The 16,119-nt window shown below is 46.0% G+C and carries 19 protein-coding genes; 5 read left to right on the top strand and 14 right to left on the bottom strand.

Annotation, left to right across the window (positions count from 1 at the left end; all coding sequences use genetic code 11):
* The first annotated feature begins 5 nt into the window (after positions 1 to 5).
* Positions 6 to 851: a MerR family transcriptional regulator gene (locus K0036_RS09750; RefSeq protein ID WP_220429634.1), complete on the top strand. Its 846-nt coding sequence runs from the start codon at positions 6 to 8 to the stop codon at positions 849 to 851.
* A gap of 133 nt (positions 852 to 984) precedes the next feature.
* Here K0036_RS09750 and lexA read toward each other — a convergent pair whose 3' ends face one another.
* Entirely contained in the window at positions 985 to 1,602 is a 618-nt protein-coding gene (gene lexA / locus K0036_RS09745; protein ID WP_009248517.1) for a transcriptional repressor LexA, read from the bottom strand.
* Between the two features lie 232 nt (positions 1,603 to 1,834).
* Between lexA and K0036_RS09740 the strand changes: the two genes are divergently transcribed.
* Both K0036_RS09740 and K0036_RS09735 read left to right on the top strand, forming a co-directional pair.
* The gene (locus tag K0036_RS09740) at positions 1,835 to 2,194 is read left to right on the top strand and encodes a LysM peptidoglycan-binding domain-containing protein (RefSeq protein WP_025643461.1); all 360 of its coding nucleotides are present in this window, start codon (positions 1,835 to 1,837) and stop codon (positions 2,192 to 2,194) included.
* A 291-nt stretch (positions 2,195 to 2,485) separates the two neighbouring features.
* Positions 2,486 to 3,544 (top strand): tyrosine-type recombinase/integrase, encoded by a 1,059-nt coding sequence (locus tag K0036_RS09735; RefSeq protein ID WP_220429633.1) that lies wholly within the window; start codon positions 2,486 to 2,488, stop codon positions 3,542 to 3,544.
* Positions 3,545 to 3,549: 5 nt separating this feature from the next.
* On the opposite strand, the gene K0036_RS09730 is transcribed toward K0036_RS09735, so the two are convergent.
* The 4 genes from K0036_RS09730 to K0036_RS09715 all read right to left on the bottom strand — a co-directional run bounded on the left by K0036_RS09730 (position 3,550) and on the right by K0036_RS09715 (position 7,569).
* Complete coding sequence (locus tag K0036_RS09730; RefSeq protein ID WP_220429632.1) at positions 3,550 to 4,320, bottom strand: ABC transporter permease; 771 nt, start codon at positions 4,318 to 4,320, stop codon at positions 3,550 to 3,552.
* Entirely contained in the window at positions 4,317 to 5,204 is an 888-nt protein-coding gene (locus K0036_RS09725; protein WP_025643464.1) for an ATP-binding cassette domain-containing protein, read from the bottom strand. The genes K0036_RS09730 and K0036_RS09725 overlap by 4 nt, the downstream gene beginning before the upstream one ends.
* A 92-nt stretch (positions 5,205 to 5,296) precedes the next feature.
* Positions 5,297 to 6,862 carry a sensor histidine kinase gene (locus tag K0036_RS09720; RefSeq protein WP_220429631.1) on the bottom strand — a complete coding sequence of 522 codons (1,566 nt, stop codon included), beginning with the start codon at positions 6,860 to 6,862 and terminating at the stop codon, positions 5,297 to 5,299.
* Positions 6,863 to 6,864: 2 nt separating this feature from the next.
* Positions 6,865 to 7,569 (bottom strand): response regulator transcription factor, encoded by a 705-nt coding sequence (locus tag K0036_RS09715; RefSeq protein ID WP_173693343.1) that lies wholly within the window; start codon positions 7,567 to 7,569, stop codon positions 6,865 to 6,867.
* A gap of 162 nt (positions 7,570 to 7,731) precedes the next feature.
* Here K0036_RS09715 and K0036_RS09710 point away from each other — a divergent pair, with 162 nt between their 5' ends.
* Positions 7,732 to 8,466, top strand: a complete 735-nt coding sequence (locus K0036_RS09710; protein ID WP_173693342.1) for a tRNA 2-thiocytidine biosynthesis TtcA family protein — start codon at positions 7,732 to 7,734, stop codon at positions 8,464 to 8,466.
* A 17-nt stretch (positions 8,467 to 8,483) separates the two neighbouring features.
* Here the strand turns inward: K0036_RS09710 and K0036_RS09705 are convergent, their stop codons facing one another.
* The 9 genes from K0036_RS09705 to K0036_RS09665 form a co-directional block, all read right to left on the bottom strand.
* Positions 8,484 to 9,035 carry a helix-turn-helix domain-containing protein gene (locus K0036_RS09705; RefSeq protein ID WP_220429630.1) on the bottom strand — a complete coding sequence of 184 codons (552 nt, stop codon included), beginning with the start codon at positions 9,033 to 9,035 and terminating at the stop codon, positions 8,484 to 8,486.
* Positions 9,036 to 9,234: 199 nt separating this feature from the next.
* Positions 9,235 to 9,879 (bottom strand): AAA family ATPase, encoded by a 645-nt coding sequence (locus tag K0036_RS09700; RefSeq protein WP_025643466.1) that lies wholly within the window; start codon positions 9,877 to 9,879, stop codon positions 9,235 to 9,237.
* A gap of 83 nt (positions 9,880 to 9,962) precedes the next feature.
* The gene (locus tag K0036_RS09695; protein ID WP_220429629.1) at positions 9,963 to 10,877 is read right to left on the bottom strand and encodes an RluA family pseudouridine synthase; all 915 of its coding nucleotides are present in this window, start codon (positions 10,875 to 10,877) and stop codon (positions 9,963 to 9,965) included.
* Positions 10,855 to 11,364, bottom strand: coding sequence for a signal peptidase II (gene lspA / locus K0036_RS09690; protein WP_220429628.1), 510 nt, complete (start codon positions 11,362 to 11,364; stop codon positions 10,855 to 10,857). Before lspA ends, K0036_RS09695 begins: the two co-directional genes overlap by 23 nt.
* Before the next feature lie 12 nt (positions 11,365 to 11,376).
* Positions 11,377 to 12,132 (bottom strand): RNA-binding protein, encoded by a 756-nt coding sequence (locus tag K0036_RS09685; RefSeq protein ID WP_220429627.1) that lies wholly within the window; start codon positions 12,130 to 12,132, stop codon positions 11,377 to 11,379.
* A gap of 2 nt (positions 12,133 to 12,134) precedes the next feature.
* The gene (locus tag K0036_RS09680; RefSeq protein ID WP_220429626.1) at positions 12,135 to 12,689 is read right to left on the bottom strand and encodes a cell division protein SepF; all 555 of its coding nucleotides are present in this window, start codon (positions 12,687 to 12,689) and stop codon (positions 12,135 to 12,137) included.
* Positions 12,690 to 12,713: 24 nt separating this feature from the next.
* On the bottom strand, positions 12,714 to 13,409 hold the full coding sequence (locus tag K0036_RS09675) for a YggS family pyridoxal phosphate-dependent enzyme (protein ID WP_220429625.1): 696 nt from the start codon (positions 13,407 to 13,409) through the stop codon (positions 12,714 to 12,716).
* Between the two features lie 16 nt (positions 13,410 to 13,425).
* Positions 13,426 to 14,799 (bottom strand): HlyD family efflux transporter periplasmic adaptor subunit, encoded by a 1,374-nt coding sequence (locus K0036_RS09670; protein WP_025643471.1) that lies wholly within the window; start codon positions 14,797 to 14,799, stop codon positions 13,426 to 13,428.
* A gap of 22 nt (positions 14,800 to 14,821) precedes the next feature.
* Complete coding sequence (locus K0036_RS09665) at positions 14,822 to 15,769, bottom strand: TIGR01212 family radical SAM protein (protein ID WP_025643472.1); 948 nt, start codon at positions 15,767 to 15,769, stop codon at positions 14,822 to 14,824.
* A gap of 82 nt (positions 15,770 to 15,851) precedes the next feature.
* Here K0036_RS09665 and K0036_RS09660 point away from each other — a divergent pair, with 82 nt between their 5' ends.
* Positions 15,852 to 16,052, top strand: a complete 201-nt coding sequence (locus tag K0036_RS09660) for a DUF378 domain-containing protein (protein WP_025643473.1) — start codon at positions 15,852 to 15,854, stop codon at positions 16,050 to 16,052.
* Positions 16,053 to 16,119: the final 67 nt, after the last annotated feature.

Here is a 16,119-nt window from a genome sequence, read left to right as displayed (position 1 = left end):
AAGCAATGTTATCTATCGGCGAGTTTTCAAACATCTGCCAGGTGTCAACCAAGACGCTTCGCTATTATGCAGAAATCGGACTGATTCTGCCGGATGAGATCAATCCTGAGAACGGGTACAGGTACTACTCGATCGAACAGTTAAAAAGGATGCTTTTTATCAACCGGCTGAAGTCCTATAATTTCTCTTTAGAAGAGATTAGGGCGATTCTGGACGCAAAGAAGCCGCAGGATGAAAAACTTTATGTGGAATTGATCAGGAAAAAAAGGGAACTTAAGAAGATGGTACAGGAACTAAGAGATACTCACGACCGCCTGAATAAGGATATCTTAACCTTGGAACAGGGAAGATCCATTATGTCTTATATGGAAAATATTGATGTAAGCCTGGTCGAAGTGCCCATGATGTATCTTGTATCCATTCGAAAGAATGTCCGTGAATGTGAGTTCGAGGAAGAATACGCCAATTGTTTTGGACGGATCTTTGAGAAAATCGAGGACTTGGGCCTGACGACAGCCGCTCCGCCTATGGCGCTATTTCACAGTGCCGAATTCAGTCCGGCAGGCCTTGATATGGAATTTGCCGTTCCTGTAAAAGAGCATGCCACCGGAACAAGAGACTTTTGCCCGGGACTTTGCCTGAAAACAACTTTGTATGGCTCCTATTCGGAACTGTCTTCCGTATATACCAGACAGAGGGAATGGGCGGAAAAGGAAGGATATGTAAGCAGCAGCGCGGTTTTTGAAGTGTATGTGGCAAATCCATCGCAAGCACAGGAGGATAGTCTGATAACAGAAATTTACTATCCGGTCTCAAAGCGATTAACAATAAAAGACAACAGATTGCGATAGTAATCCAAATATCGCTGCCTGTAATAGAGAAAGCCCTTAATCTGGCATTACAGATCTCTAAATATCGTTGATCTGTAACTGCCGGACTATGGGCTTTCTTTATTATTTTATTAGGAACAAATAATGTTGTAGATTATGAAAGGAAACGGAAGACTCCAATCACTTTGCCGAGTATCTGAACCTCTTTTACGATAATTGGATCCAAGGCATCATTCTCGGGCTGCAGGCGAAAGACGCCTTCTTCTTTGAAAAAGCGCTTCACCGTTGCGCCGTCCTCAACAAGAGCGACAATCACCTCGCCGTTGCGGGCGGTCTGTCTTTGCTCCACAAGAACAAGATCTCCGTCAAAAATGCCTATATTAATCATGCTGTCGCCCTTGACACGCAGCATAAACGTCTGGTTATTAGGCATGAATTCCATGGGAATCGGGAAGTAGTTCTCGACGTTCTGCTCGGCAAGCAGCGGCTCGCCTGCGGCAACCCTGCCTACCATTGGCACGTTGACCATCTCCCTGCGGGTAAAGTTAAAAGATTCATCCAGTATCTCTATCGCTCTTGGCTTCGTCGGATCCCTGCGTATGTAGCCATTCTTCTCCAGCGTCTCCAGGTGGGAGTGGACGCTGGAAGTGGACTTGAGATGCACAGCCTCGCAAATATCACGCACCGCAGGCGGAAAGCCTCTTTCCAGTATCTGTGATTTTATGTATTCTAATATTTCCTGCTGCTTCGGACTAATCTTACCTTGAGCCATAGAAACCTCCTTATATATTGCCTGTATCATGCGTTCTGTAATTATTTGGTTATATTTTATCATAGCAGATTATAAAAAGCAAACAAATGTTTAGAAAATATGTTCGAATATTTTTTCTTCAAGTATTGACAAACGTGCGTTCGGGTTGTATAATTCAAAGCATAGAACAGATGTTCACGAACAAATGTTTTTACACGAGGGGATAAGGGATAATTAAGGAGGAGAGGATACTATGGAGACCAGCAGATTACACGTGGCAAGAAAAAGACAGAGACAAGTATTTATGAAGAAGTTGATATTAGGTTTTGCGGGCTGTGCGCTTGTATTGGCCTTAAGCGTTATTTTAAGCAATGGATTTGTAGACGCCCATGGCAATTCCACGGAGTCTCCGGTCAGACATAAGTATTATAAGAGTATTGAGATTGCATCCGGCGATACCTTATGGGATATCGCAAAGGAATATATGAATGAAGACTATGATTCGATCTATGCTTATATCGACGAACTGAAAGATATTAACGGGCTTACATCCGATGGTATTCAGGAAAGCCAGTATCTTACAGTCGCATACTATGATACGGCGTTCAGATAATCGCTTTGCATGCCGTCTGTATAGTTTGTTTATTTATTACGGTATATAGGAGTTAATCATCTTATATATATTATACTCACCCAATTTGCGGCGTCCGGCAGCGATGGAGTTATTCATTTGCTGTCGGACGCTTGCCTTTTGATTAGGCAAGGCTCTATAAGATCATATCTGTTGATAGAAGTACATCTATACGACAAATACCGATTTTTCCAAAAGATATAGACGGAGGAAATGGGATATGCTATAATATGATTAATTGTAAGGTATAAATAACAATAAGGAGGTTTCCTCATGGCTGAATCAAAGTCATATCATGAACAAATACAGGTGGAACAGACAATAAGGCTAAGGGAAGTCTTAAAGACGCTGCCGCCGTTTGCTAAAGATTTCTTCCGGGCCATTGAGCCAAAGTCATCCGCAAAGACGCGGATTAATTATGCCTATGATATCCGGGTCTTTTTTCATTTTCTTATGGAGAATAATCCTACATATAAGAATTATTCCATAGATCAGTTTACATTAGGTGACCTTGAACGGCTGGAGCCGGTGGATATTGAGGAATATATGGAATACCTGAAGGTCTACAAGCGTGACGACGAACTGGTGACCAATGGGGAGAAAGGCCTTTCCCGCAAGATGTCGGCGCTTAGAAGTTTCTATAACTATTATTTCAAGCGCCAGGCTATCTCCAGGAACCCGACTTTGCTGGTGGATATGCCAAAACTTCATGATAAGGCGATTATCCGTCTGGATGCGGATGAGGTCGCCTTGCTTCTGGATTTTGTAGAGAACTGCGGAAACGAACTGTCCGGACAGGCATTGAACTATTATAAGAAGACGAAGGACCGTGATCTTGCGATACTGACTTTGCTTCTTGGCACGGGAATCCGTGTCTCCGAATGCGTCGGCCTCGACCTTACAGATGTAGATTTTAAGAATAATGGGATTACGGTTACGCGCAAGGGCGGCAACCAAATGGTTGTATATTTTGGGGAAGAAGTAGAAAAGGCTTTGAAGCATTATATTGAGGGAGACAGAAAGGCTGCCACTCCCCTCTCCGGCCACGAAAATGCCCTGTTTCTCTCTACGCAGAAGAGACGGATGGGTATTCAGGCGGTGGAAAATATGGTTAAGAAGTATGCCCGGCAGGTGACGCCGACAAAAAAGATCACGCCCCACAAGCTTCGAAGCACCTATGGCACATCTCTTTATAAAGAGACCGGAGACATCTATCTTGTTGCTGATGTTCTGGGACATAAGGATGTAAATACGACGAAGAAGCATTATGCGGCCATTGATGAAGACAGACGCCGCAAGGCAGCGTCTGCCGTGAAGTTAAGAGAAAGCTGACCCTGTTATCCCACGGTCCTGCGATTCTTGTAGTTCGCATACAGAAGGAGGATTCCGCTTATGGCCCCCATGAACAGGAAGGATTGTATCAAGGGCATAAAGTTATAGCTTCCGCCCTGCCACAGATCAATAAAGTCGCTGCTCACGTAAGACATGGGAAGAAGTGCGGCAATCTTCTGGAGGAATCCGGGAAGCTGGTCCGTCTGTATTCCCATCATCCCGCACAGGACCATGATTCCAAAGTATAGGATCATTGCCAGTGCATAAGTAGGCCCGAACTTCCGAAAGATATTAGCCAGCCCGTGAGCCAGGATGAAGAAAATGACGCCCATCAGGTAGAGGCAGATGACCAGGGTGGCAGCCCCGGAAAAACTGGGGATTTCCAGATCCAGCGCCGTGTAGGACACCAAGGTATAGATTGCAAGCGCGGCAGTCAGAACGATGACCTGGGCAATGATTTTTGCCCGCATCATAAAACGCTCTGAGAAGCCGAATAACCCCATGCGAAGCGGAATATCATTCTCCAGTTCCTGCGAATAGGTGGCGGCATAGCCGAGAAAGATGATGGCCATCGGGGTTATCAGGGACATGGTGATAAAGATGGACGTATTGGCCTGCGCAGCCATGCTTTTTGGTACATCTCCTTTGATTGCATTGGTTATGATCAGCAGCATGAGAATCGGAAATACGATTCCGAAAAAGGAAGAAAAAGGATTCCCAATGATATTATAGATTTCATAGGCTACCAATTTTTTTGTGCTTTTCTTATTGTTCATGATACACAAGCCTCCTTCTTGCCTTCATATGCCAGTTTGGCATTGGCAGACATAATCTCAATATCGCTGCAGCTTCGCTTAAAATTCACATTCGCGTTGATGAGAAGTTCTGCAAGCCTGTGCTCTGTCTCCTCTTTGGCGCAGGAAAGGGCGATCAGATGCGCAGGGGAAGCCAGTTTGGGAAACGACGCAAGAAGACGTTCGTTTTCCTGCGTGCGGTCTACAATGAAGATCGATTTTCCGCAATATTTCCGGAACAGTTCATCCGTTCTTCCGAAGTCCACGACCTGCCCTTTATCCAGAATCAGCAGTTTATCAGCCAGCATTTCTAGTTCCTCATAATAGTGGGATACAATGCATAGCGTATGGTCCTTTTTGTCCTTATACCAGGCAGATAATTTTCCCATCAGCCGCTGTCTGGTTTCAAAGTCCAGCCCCGAAGTCACTTCATCATAGAAGGTAAGAGGCGCATCCTGCATCATCACCAGAATGATCGTCAGCCTCTGCTTCTGCCCTCCGGAAAGCGCGGAATATCGCTTTCTAAGGCAAGGGCCGAATTCAAAATAGTCAATCAGTTCTTTTAGTTTCCCATCTTTCTTAATATCCGTATTGAGAACAGTTTCCATAATGACCTTTACGGGCATGGTTGAAGCATAATGATTCTGCTGCAGATGGGCCGCCATCTGTTCTGGCCTTAGGCTGGTCCGTATGGTTCCTCTGTAATGGGTCAGTCCCAGGATGGTGCGGACCAGCGTAGTCTTTCCCGCGCCGTTGGAGCCGATGATTCCTATCCGCTCTCCGGAGTCGATGGCAATAGGCTTTTGTATCTGCAAGGCCGTCTGTTTTCCATATTGCACCTGCAAGTTCTGTATGGTTACGAGCATTGTGATATGCCTCCTTTTCCTTTGATGCTGTTATTCTAGCATGATGATATGAATTTCCGATGAATATGGCGTAGAGGCTGTATGAAATCAAATCAGGGAATCCTAAGTATAGCCAGCACGCCGCCGGACTCGTTGACAATCTTTACGTCGCAGCCCAGGATCTGGGCATAGTAGGAAAGGATATATAATCCCAGCCCACGCCCTTTCTTCTGTACGTCGCTGCTGACAAATGGCTCGTAGATATCAGGGAGCAGCGACTCTTCGATGTGCCCTCCATGGTTAAAGATCTTCAGGCACTTCTCTTCTAGCGTAACCTGGATCAGGTTGCCGGCAGGCGTGTAGGATACGGCATTGGATACCAGGTTGTCGACAATCTTCTTTAGCATATCCCGGTCCGTGCAGACGGGCCCGGATGCTCCCTCTATTCGGAAAGTCAGGTTATTTGTGGATGCCTGTACCTGGTAACCCAGGACAATCTCATCTGCCAGCCCCTTCAGATCAAAGGACTCCTTCTCCATATGCTCGGTACAGTGGTTCAGATACAGAATATCCTCTACAATCTTCTGCATAATCTTTAACTGCTGTTTTACCTGGGGAAGATACTTCTGGGTATCCTTATACTTGCCCACCTCATTCATCATGCCTTCTACCAGAAGCAAGGCCGCCGTAACCGGAGTCTTAAGCTGATGGGAAGATGCGCGCAGAAAGACTTCCTGGCGCTTATTCTCCTGGGCCAGGGCCTGGTTCTTCTGCTCCAGGGCCTGATATTGGAGGCGCAGCTGCCCATACAATTCGTTCAAGGTGGCGCCCAGTTCTCCAATCTCGTCTTTGGAAGTGACGGATAGCGGCTCAATCTCCATATGTCCGGCCATCTTCACTTCTTCCGCATATTGTGCAAGGCGAATGACCGGAATCACGATCTTTCTGGAGAACATGCGGGAAGCGATAAGCACGATCAGGAATACCACAGCCATCAGCATAGGAAGGCTGCTTAATACCACCGGAGTAATTTCATTCATCTGCGGGGTCATCACCGGAAGGAAGGATAGGATCAGCGCGTCTGAAGTTCTTCCCGCCGCAATATAGGAAGTGTATTCATTCGTATCATCAATGATTCCTCCCTCAAATACGATGATATTGTCAGAGATAACGTGGGTCTTCACCGCCTTTTCCTTGAACGAGTCATCGTTTAAATCGTCATCCGCTTCCAGATGGACGTTGAATGGAAGATCTTTCAGGGATTCTTTATTGAGATTGAAGATAGATTTCATCCTATCTTTGTCGATATCCGGCAGCTGAATATCTTCCATATCGTCTCCCGAGGAAAATGCCTGCTGGATTTCCTGCAGAAATTCCTTTAACTCGGGCTCATCCGCCTGTACCGTAATCCGGAAGTTCTTTCCCGCGATATACACCGTGTCTCCGGAAAGGGGAATCTCCACGGACATGGAACCGGTAGGATTCTTCACCGTCAGGCCTTTATAGCTGCGGTTTTTCATATAGCCTTTTTGTACGTCTACTACGGACCTCAGGTCATCCTTTTTGGCATAATCCACGTACAGGGATGGCATCATAAAGCAGAAATAGACTACGACGAAGGCCATCAGGACTGCAGAGATCAGGACACTGTAGCACAGCGTCTTCTTTGTCAGGCGCATTTTTAATTCCTCCCATCCTTTTCGCCAGGCAAGGCATACTGATAGCCTACGCCGATCACCGTCTTAATCAGGTTCATTGGCAGCTTTTTCCTTAGGTTCTTAACGTGGGCATCAATAATCCTGTCGTTTCCGATATATTCTTCATTAAATATCCGAAGAATCAGCTGCTCTCTTGTAAAGACCCGCTGAGGCTCCTGATAAAGCGTGCTAAGAAGCAGGTACTCGCTTAGCGTCAGCGGAAGAGCCTGGCCATCATAATAAGCCTGATAGGCATCCTGGTCTATGGAAAGTCCTTGCTCTGCCCTGTCCGTCTGATCTTTAATTCCTGACGAAGTTCTGTTATGCGTGGTGCGTCTTAAGATGGTTTCCATTCTTTTTAGCAGGATCAATGGGGACACCGGCTTGATGACATAGTCATCCGCATAGGCATTGAACGCCTTTACCTGCGTCTGCTCATCGTCCAGGGCTGTCAGCATGATGACGGCCATATCCGGATACTCCTGCCGAATATAGGCAAGGACTTCCAGCCCGCTTCTTTTGGGCACGATGATATCCAGCACCGCCAGATCAAAATTTTGGCTCTTAAGCAGAGCGACGGCTTCATCGCCGTCACAGGCTTCCGTGACTTCATAACGCTGCATCTTCATATATTCTGCCAATACTTCCCTGATGGTTGGCTCATCTTCCAGGAATAATATTCTTCGCATAAGTACTTCTCCCTCTTTTTATTCATATTGATGCCATTATAACAGAAAGATATGAATTTCAAATGAAGAAGCTTAGATTCTTCTCTTTTTTCTTGTAAAATAGGCATGTATCATGTAATCTATATGTGGACTGACATTGAAGTTGGAAAGGACGGACATAGGATGAAATTACAGCAATTGTTGAGTTATACCAGAAAGGCCGTAGATGAATATGGCCTGATAGACGAAGGCGATCATATCGCCGTAGGAATCTCAGGTGGAAAGGACAGTCTGACGCTTCTGTACGCGCTCCATGGGCTTAGGCGGTTCTATCCAAAAAAGTTCGAGTTAAGCGCGGTTACGGTGGATCTTGGCTACAGCGAATGCGACTTTACCCCGGTCGTTCATCTATGCGAAGAACTGGGAGTTCCCTATAAGATCGTAAAGACGGATATCGCCCATATCCTGTTTGATGAGCGTAAAGAAAGCAACCCCTGCTCTCTGTGTGCCAAGATGCGTAAAGGCGCTCTTAATCAGGCGGTCAAGGAGATGGGCTGCAACAAAGTAGCCTACGCCCACCACAAGGATGATATCATCGAGACCATGCTGCTGTCCCTGATATTTGAAGGACGCTTCTACTCCTTCTCTCCAAAGACCTATCTGGATCGCATGGATCTGACGGTAATCCGCCCGATCATGTTCGTAGACGAGGCAGAAGTGATTGGATTTAAGCAGAAGTATGATCTGCCCGTAGTGACCAGCCGCTGTCCAATTGACGGGTATACCAAGCGCCAGTACGCAAAGGAACTGGTGAAGCAGCTGGACGATGAGCATGCCGGAGCCAGGCAGCGGATGTTCACGGCAATACTGAACGGCAACATCAAGGGATGGCCTCCACGGATTCCCCATGTACGCTGATAATAAAACTCCGGATACTAGTTTGGATAATAATTGATCACGATAAATGCAAGCAGCGTATCCTGCCTGTTGATGTAGGTGTGGCTGATGGAGGAATCAAACGCGAGAGAATCGCCTTCCTGTAAGACATATTCTCCCTTTTGCGTATCCAGGATTAGTTCCCCATTCATGACATAGATATACTCCTGCGATTTCTGGGAATGGCCAATGGATTTATTCGAAGAATGTCCATCTAATTCACAGTAAAATAACTCGAAGTTTCGTGTGGGCGTTGTCGTGAAATAGCAGTATACCCGATAGGCGCTGGACTCTCCGGATTGTTCGATGGTATCTTTCCTCTGCACAATAGTCGCCTCGTCATCAATGCCATCCATTAATTTCGTATAGGGCACGTTAAGGCCATTTGCTATCTTCCAGATCGTGTTGATGGTTGGGTTGCTGCCTCCTTTTTCAATATCCGAAAGCATGGCCTTGCTGATCCCCGCCTCTTTAGCCAGCTGTCCCTGGCTTAAGTTCCGTTCCATTCGCAATCGCTTTAGATTAAACGCAATTATTTTTCCTAATTCCATAAAAAACCTCTTTCTTCACTTGACGTTCTGTCAGTTATAGCGGATGTAAGTTCATTATATTAGAGCGGCAATAAAAAATCAAGGAAGAATACCGGAGGTTCAGGCCAGGGGTGATAATTAGCTAAAAAGAAAGGAATCTCTCATAACTGGAATAAAATCCAGCAATGAGAGATTCCTTTCTTACTTAAAATGTAGGTTTCTATAATTTCTTGTCGCCTCCGCGCTCTTTAATCTCGATCAGCCTCTCGATGGCCTCCGCGGTACCTTCCCTGCCCAATTTGGAACTATCCAGGCAGATGTCATAACTCTCCGCCGCGCCCCATTTCTTATTGCTGTAGTAGTTATAATAGCTGGCGCGCTTCTTATCGGTCTTGACAATCATATCTTTGGCCTTGGCGTCTGTCAGGTCATAGATGCGGGCAATCCTGCGGATACGGGAATCCAGATCTGCATGGATGAAGACGCTCAGCACGTTGTCGTATTCTTCCAGAGCATAATCGGCACATCGCCCTACCAGAATGCAGGGACCTTCATCAGCGATCTTTTTGATCGCATCGAACTGAGCCAGGAATACCTTATGGTTAATCGGCATATCTGTGTAGCTTCCTGAGGAATAACCCAGAGAATAGGTGTCCATTACCAGGGAATATAAAAAACTGTTGGTTGGTTTTTCGTCGTGAGTCTCGAATAACTCCTGGCATATGCCGCTCTCTTTCGCAGCCCGGTCCAGCATCTCCTTGTCATATAATTTAATATCCAGGTCCTTGGCGACTTGATAGCCAATTTCCCGGCCGGCACTTCCAAACTGCCTGCCGATAGTGATGATCGTATTCGTTTTAGCCATACCAATCACGCTCCTCTTCATAATTATACAATTATTATATATCAATTGAAGGGAAATGCATAGAATTTTCTAATGGTTTTGGGCTAGGATTTCCTTAGTTTGTCTAACAATTCTATGAAATAAGCCGGAAGCGGGGCATTTACTTCCAGATATTCTCCGGTCCTTGGATGGATGATTCCAAGCGTCCTGGCATGCAGCGTCTGTCCCTGAAGATGCGGGAAGGGGCACTTCTTCGGCCCATATACCATATCCCCCAAAAGCGGATGGCCCAGGCTTGCCATATGCACGCGGATCTGGTGCGTCCGTCCGGTCTCCAGCTCGCATTGGATATAGGTATAGTTGCCAAAGCGCTCCAGCACCTGATAATGGGTAATGGCTTCTCTTCCATTCCTGCTGTGAATGCTCATTTTCTTGCGCTCCGTGGGATGCCTGCCGATCGGAGCATTTACGGTTCCATCTTCTTCCTTGATATTCCCGTGGACGATGGCGACATAGATGCGCCGGATGGAGTGTTCTTTTAACTGCTTGGAAAGACTCTGATGCGCCATATCATTTTTGCAGGCCACCAGCGATCCCGTCGTGTCCATATCGATCCGGTGTACGATTCCCGGCCGCATGGTGCCGTTAATGCCGGACAGTTCAAAGCCGCAGTGGTACATCAGAGCATTGACCAGCGTCTGGCTATAGTGCCCGGGCGCTGGATGCACGACCATCTGCTTCGGCTTATTGACAATGATGATATCCTTGTCTTCATAGAGGATGTCCAAAGGAATGTCCTCAGGCTTGATATCCGGCTCTTTTGCCTCTGGAAGGTCTATCTCTACCCTGTCACCCAAAGAAAGCCTGTAATTGGCTTTTACAGGCTTCTGGTTCACAGTCACATGATTCTCTTTGATTAATTTCTGGATGTACGATCTGGAACGATCCTCCAATTCCTCGGAAAGATATCGGTCAATACGTTCCCCATCCTGGTTCTCAACGGTGAAAAATTCTTTCAAGGTCTTCCTCCTTATAATAGATGAATACCAGAAGTATCAAGGCAACAGCAGATACCGTGACGTAGATATCCGCCATGTTGAAAATTGGAAAATCTATCAGCTTGAAGTAAAAAAAGTCGACTACATAATTCAGACGGATTCTGTCAATACAGTTTCCAAAGGCCCCCGCCACGATAAATACGGCGCACAGCCGAAGCGGCAGAAAACGCTTCTCCATAGGCACCTTGCGATAGAACCATAAGACGACCGCGCATATGACGATGACGCTCAGGAAGAAAAAGATCTTCTGATTCTGAAACAGCCCAAAGGCCGCGCCTCTGTTCTCCAGATATTCCAGCTGGAATACTTCCTTGATGATAATAAAGGGGGGCTGTCCCTTCAGCCTGTCAATCGCCAGGCATTTGGTTAGCTGATCCAGGAATACCAGCACAGCTATGCCTATGACCGCTGCAATATAATGATTCGTTCTGCTTTTCTCTCTCAACATATTCTCCCTCTTCTAGATATATTTGCGGATGGATACCATATAACGGCCTTTCTTGGTCTCAGACAGGATGCCGTTATATCCTATCCGTCCCATCTTCCTGACAGACAGGATGTCTCCCTCTTTCAGACGGTATCCATTGCTGGTCACCAGTTTCCCATTTACAAACACCCGGGCTCCTTCGATGAGGCCGGTAACTTTGCTTCTGGATAGAGGATAGGCCAGCGAAAGCACGGTGTCCAGCCGCACCGATGCTACCGTCCCTTTTAATTCCTCATAACGCGGCTCATAAGAATCCTCAAATGCCGGCAGAATAGAGGTCTTTACCGTAGTGTGCCGGATCCTGGTCAGATGTTCCATAATATAGCCCGCCAATTCCTCCTTGGCAAACAGGATTGTTTTTCCATCCTCGATCAGAATATCGCCCAGCTTGCATCTTTCAATTCCCAGGTTCATGACCGCTCCCAGATAATCGCGGTGGCTTAACTCCTCTGCAAATTTTCTGTTAACTGGAGAAATCTCTATAATCTGAATAGGGTACTGATAATCATAATAAAGAGCATCAGGTAGAAATGCAGCCATCTGACGCTCTGATAAGCCATATCCGCCATAAGTCTTATACTGGGATAAGAGCATATTCTTTGGCGTGGTATGTAAAATATTTAATTCATTCAGATTTAGAAACTCGGAGAATGTAACAATCTCCCGTGTATATGCGATCCTGGAAAGTTCGACCAGGCGCTTCTGAAGCAGTAGTTCCTCTTTGTTCATGATTAGAACCTGGAACGCATAGAGGATGCGTCAAAAGAAGTATTCAGCAGATCCTGCAAGTCTCCGGAAATATCTACGTTGGTAGGCGTTACCAGGAATATGTAATTAGAAATCTTCTGCAGATTGCCGCTGATGGCAAATGTCGCGCCTGACGTAAAGTCAATAATACGCTGAGCCACTTCAAGATCCAAGCCTTCAAGATTCAATATCACAGTCCTTCCGCTCAGAAGGGTCTCCGTGATCTCGCGGGCATCGTCAACGGATGTAGGCTTGATTACGCATACTTCCATGCTGACGTTGTTCCTTCTCACAGGCTGGCGCATCGGGGTTACTTTATTGTTAGATCGGGAAGATCTGGACTTTGCCGGAGGCGCATAGTCGTCTTCGTAATCCTCCTCTTCGTCGTAATCTTTATAATCTTTAGATTTATGGAAGAGACTTTTCTTAGGCTTTTCTTCATAGTCGTCTTCATAGTCGTCGTCAAAGAAATCATCGTCATCGTAATCGTCATCATCACTTAACTTCATGATATCTAAAAACTTATCTAATACTCCCATTTTAAAACTTCTCCTATCTTCCGTTTATACTTGAGCATAATCACGCGCACCAAAAATTCCGGTTCCCACGCGGACCATCGTCGCGCCCTCTTCTATGGCAACCTGGTAGTCATTGGTCATACCCATGGAAAGAATACTCATAGTCATATTATCAACGTTTTTCTCTGCAATGTCAACAGATAATTTACGCAAACGTGCGAAAATCGGGCGGTTTTCCTCAGGATTATCTACAAAAGGAGCAATTGTCATGAGTCCTTTTACCTGAATATGGGAAAATCCTGCAATTTTATCAATAAATTCGAAAACTTCTTCCGGCATAAGGCCGAATTTACTCTCTTCCTTGGCCACATTGACCTCCAGCAGTACATTTGCCACCAGACCGCGCTTGGCAGCCTCTTTCTCAATCGTCTCTGCCAGCCGCAGGGAATCTACGGAATGAATCAGATCCACCTTATCAATGATATATTTTACCTTATTGCGCTGCAAATGGCCGATCATATGCCAATGAATATCCTGGGGAAGGACATCATGCTTGTCTGACAATTCCTGCACTTTATTTTCTCCAAAGATACGCACGCCCAGATCATATGCCTCCTTAAGGGTCTCCACAGGCTTCGTCTTGCTGACGGCGATCAACGTAACCTCGTCCCGGCTTCTGCCGCTTTTGTGGCATGCCGCCTGAATCTTTGCCTCTACCGCTTCCAGATTTTCCTTTAACATTTAAAATCACTCCTTTTTAAAATACCACATCATTTTCATGAACTTCGCTTCCGTCCAGCGCAATGTGATCATAATTAGCAAGTCCGTAATCATTGCCTGCCTCCACGATATAGTAGTCTTCGCTTTCGCACAGGATATGAATCTGCTTGAATACGGCATATCCTTTGTTAATATTGTATACGCCTTTCAGGCTCTTGGTCTTCTTAAGCGGATAAGTCTCGGATCCGTCAGGCTCCCTTAAGGAAGTATTCTTGTCGAATACGTTGGGGTCTAGATAGACCATTTTGTTCTCTTTATCTCTATAATAGACCTCCACATTTTTAAACTGGGCATCCTCTTTTCCATTATTGATCAGGACGCCGGTCTCCTTGCTGTTGCCCCCCTGCGTAAGATAGTTTTCTGGTACCAGATAGAACTTCTTGTCCGCCACGGAAGACTTGGGAATCTTAAGTCCCGACTCATCTTCCAGTATCAGCTCCATATCCAGATATCTTTCTTCCGCATAGCGGATCATAGAATTGTCGAATGTCAAAAATCCAAGGTTGGCATCCTTCGTATTATAGATGGAAAAGCCAGCCACTGCGGTCTCATTATCCTTGGAAAAACGGATCTTTACGCTTTTCATATCGGCCATTTCCTGGGCAGCAGCATCATCCAGCAAGATAACAGCCGTCCAGTTATTGTCTTTGATCAGCTTATAGACCGGGCTTCCCGCTTTTACCCGGCTATTGTTCTTAAGGCCGGTGGCCTGATAGTCCTTCTTGGCGATCATATCCTCCGTCACATCGCTGATCGTGGTATTTTCATATCCGTCGGTAGAATACACGATGACTCCGTCTGAAGCCGCCGAGTAGATCTGCAGCCCTTCCATGCCTTCCGTGACCATCCCATCTAATTGGGACTGCCTGCTTTGGCTGGACTTGCTCTCCAGTATATTGGAGACGCTGTTCTTAAGCGTATAAACGTCTGAAAACTGCTGCTCTTTAAAACTTTCGCAGAAAGACTGGGTCTTCATCAGTATGGAAGACTGTTCTTCCGAAGTCAGTTCCTGGGATTCGGAAGTAGCATCCGCAAATTCCAGTTTCTTGTCAGACAGCGTATAGACTCTGGTCTTGGCGCCCACCTTGCTGCCTTCCGGCGCAAAGTAGTTCACATAGCCGTCTGCCTCTGCATTCACCACCGTCTCGTCCCGGATGATCAGCCCCGTATAGGCAGTATCCTTAAGGATGGAGCCTTCCCTGACTTCATAGGCAGATACATGCTTGTTGGTCAGATACATCAATACGGTCACAACCAGATAGATAAAGATCACGCCGAAGATGATAATGCCTATATTTATATTCCATTTTTTTCGATAAACTTGTATGTTCGTCAGTTCGTCCCTAGCCAAAAATAAAGCCCCCTATTTATTGTCAGTCTAGCTGCTTTAGCGCTGCTCCGTTAAGATATTGGAATCTCCTGCCCTGAAAGCTTCCCTCTTTCTTCATCCGGCTTAAAAACTCGTCCCTAAGCTTCCACCAGCTCGTCCCCCAATTGCAGAACACGGCATCCTTTTCTGGAATGCGGCTAAAGAGCCTCTCGATGGCAGTTGCGGGATCCAGATATTCCAGGAAGGCCATCAGCCGTTCCAGGTATTCCTCTTTTGAGCATAAAGTTATTGTACCATTTTCATAGTCATCGCACAACTGTGTGTTTTTCGCAATATACAGGGAATGAATCTTGACAACCGGAATCCGAAGCGCGGATAGGACCTTTGAAGTCTCTATCGTATCCAGCATATCATCTCCGGGGAGATTCAAGATTACATGGGCACAGATCTCGAAGCCATATTGCCTTATGGCAAGCACGGCATCGATAAATTCCGCCAGCGTGTGGCCGCGGCTGATGGACGCCAGCGTATGGCAGTTGGTCGTCTGAAGGCCCAATTCGATCGTAATGCCAATGTCATGCTCCCCTTGAATTCGTTGAAGCACATCCAGATACTCTGATGTAATGCAGTCCGGCCTTGTGGAGATGGCAATCTCCGCAACATATGGCAATGCGGCCGCCTCACGCATATAGGCTTCAAACTTCTCAACCGGAAGGAATGTATTGGTATAATTCTGGAAATATGCAATAAACTTATGTGCATGATATTTCTTTTCAATACGCTCCTTTGTGACATTTAACTGCTGCGTAACAGGCGTCATGCAATCCATGGCTTCGAATCCGGTTCCTGCTTCCGCGCAAAAGGCGCAGCCGCTTCCCGCAATCCGGTTGGGGCAGCTGACGGGAAGATTTACCGGAAGTTTGTATACCTTTTCGCCATATTTATTTTTTAAAAATTCAGAATAAGGGTAATATGGCAATTTTTCGTCCATCTGATAAAATATTCCTTTCTCTGTGTATAATTCAATCCTCTTTCGGCATACTAAGATTAGCATGAAAAAAGGAGGAACTCACATGAAATGGTTTGATAATACCGCTTTGACAATCGTGATTATAGGTGCAATCAACTGGCTTTTAGTTGGGATATTCCGGTTCGATCTAGTAGCCTTCATCTTTGGCAATCTCTCCTGGCTATCCCGCATTATCTATACAATCGTTGGCTTATGCGGTCTCTATCTGATTAGTCTGTATGGAAGAATCGGAAACAATTCATAGCGTCAACGGTCATTCATAGCAAGAGGGGTATCCCATAGCGAGATGCCCCTCTTAAACTCTATTCATC

Origin of the sequence: [Clostridium] scindens, from assembly GCF_019597925.1 — a bacterium.
GTDB lineage: Bacteria > Bacillota > Clostridia > Lachnospirales > Lachnospiraceae > Clostridium_AP.
Note: the sequence above shows the minus strand (reverse complement) of the source record. Positions and strands in the feature narration are given on the sequence as shown.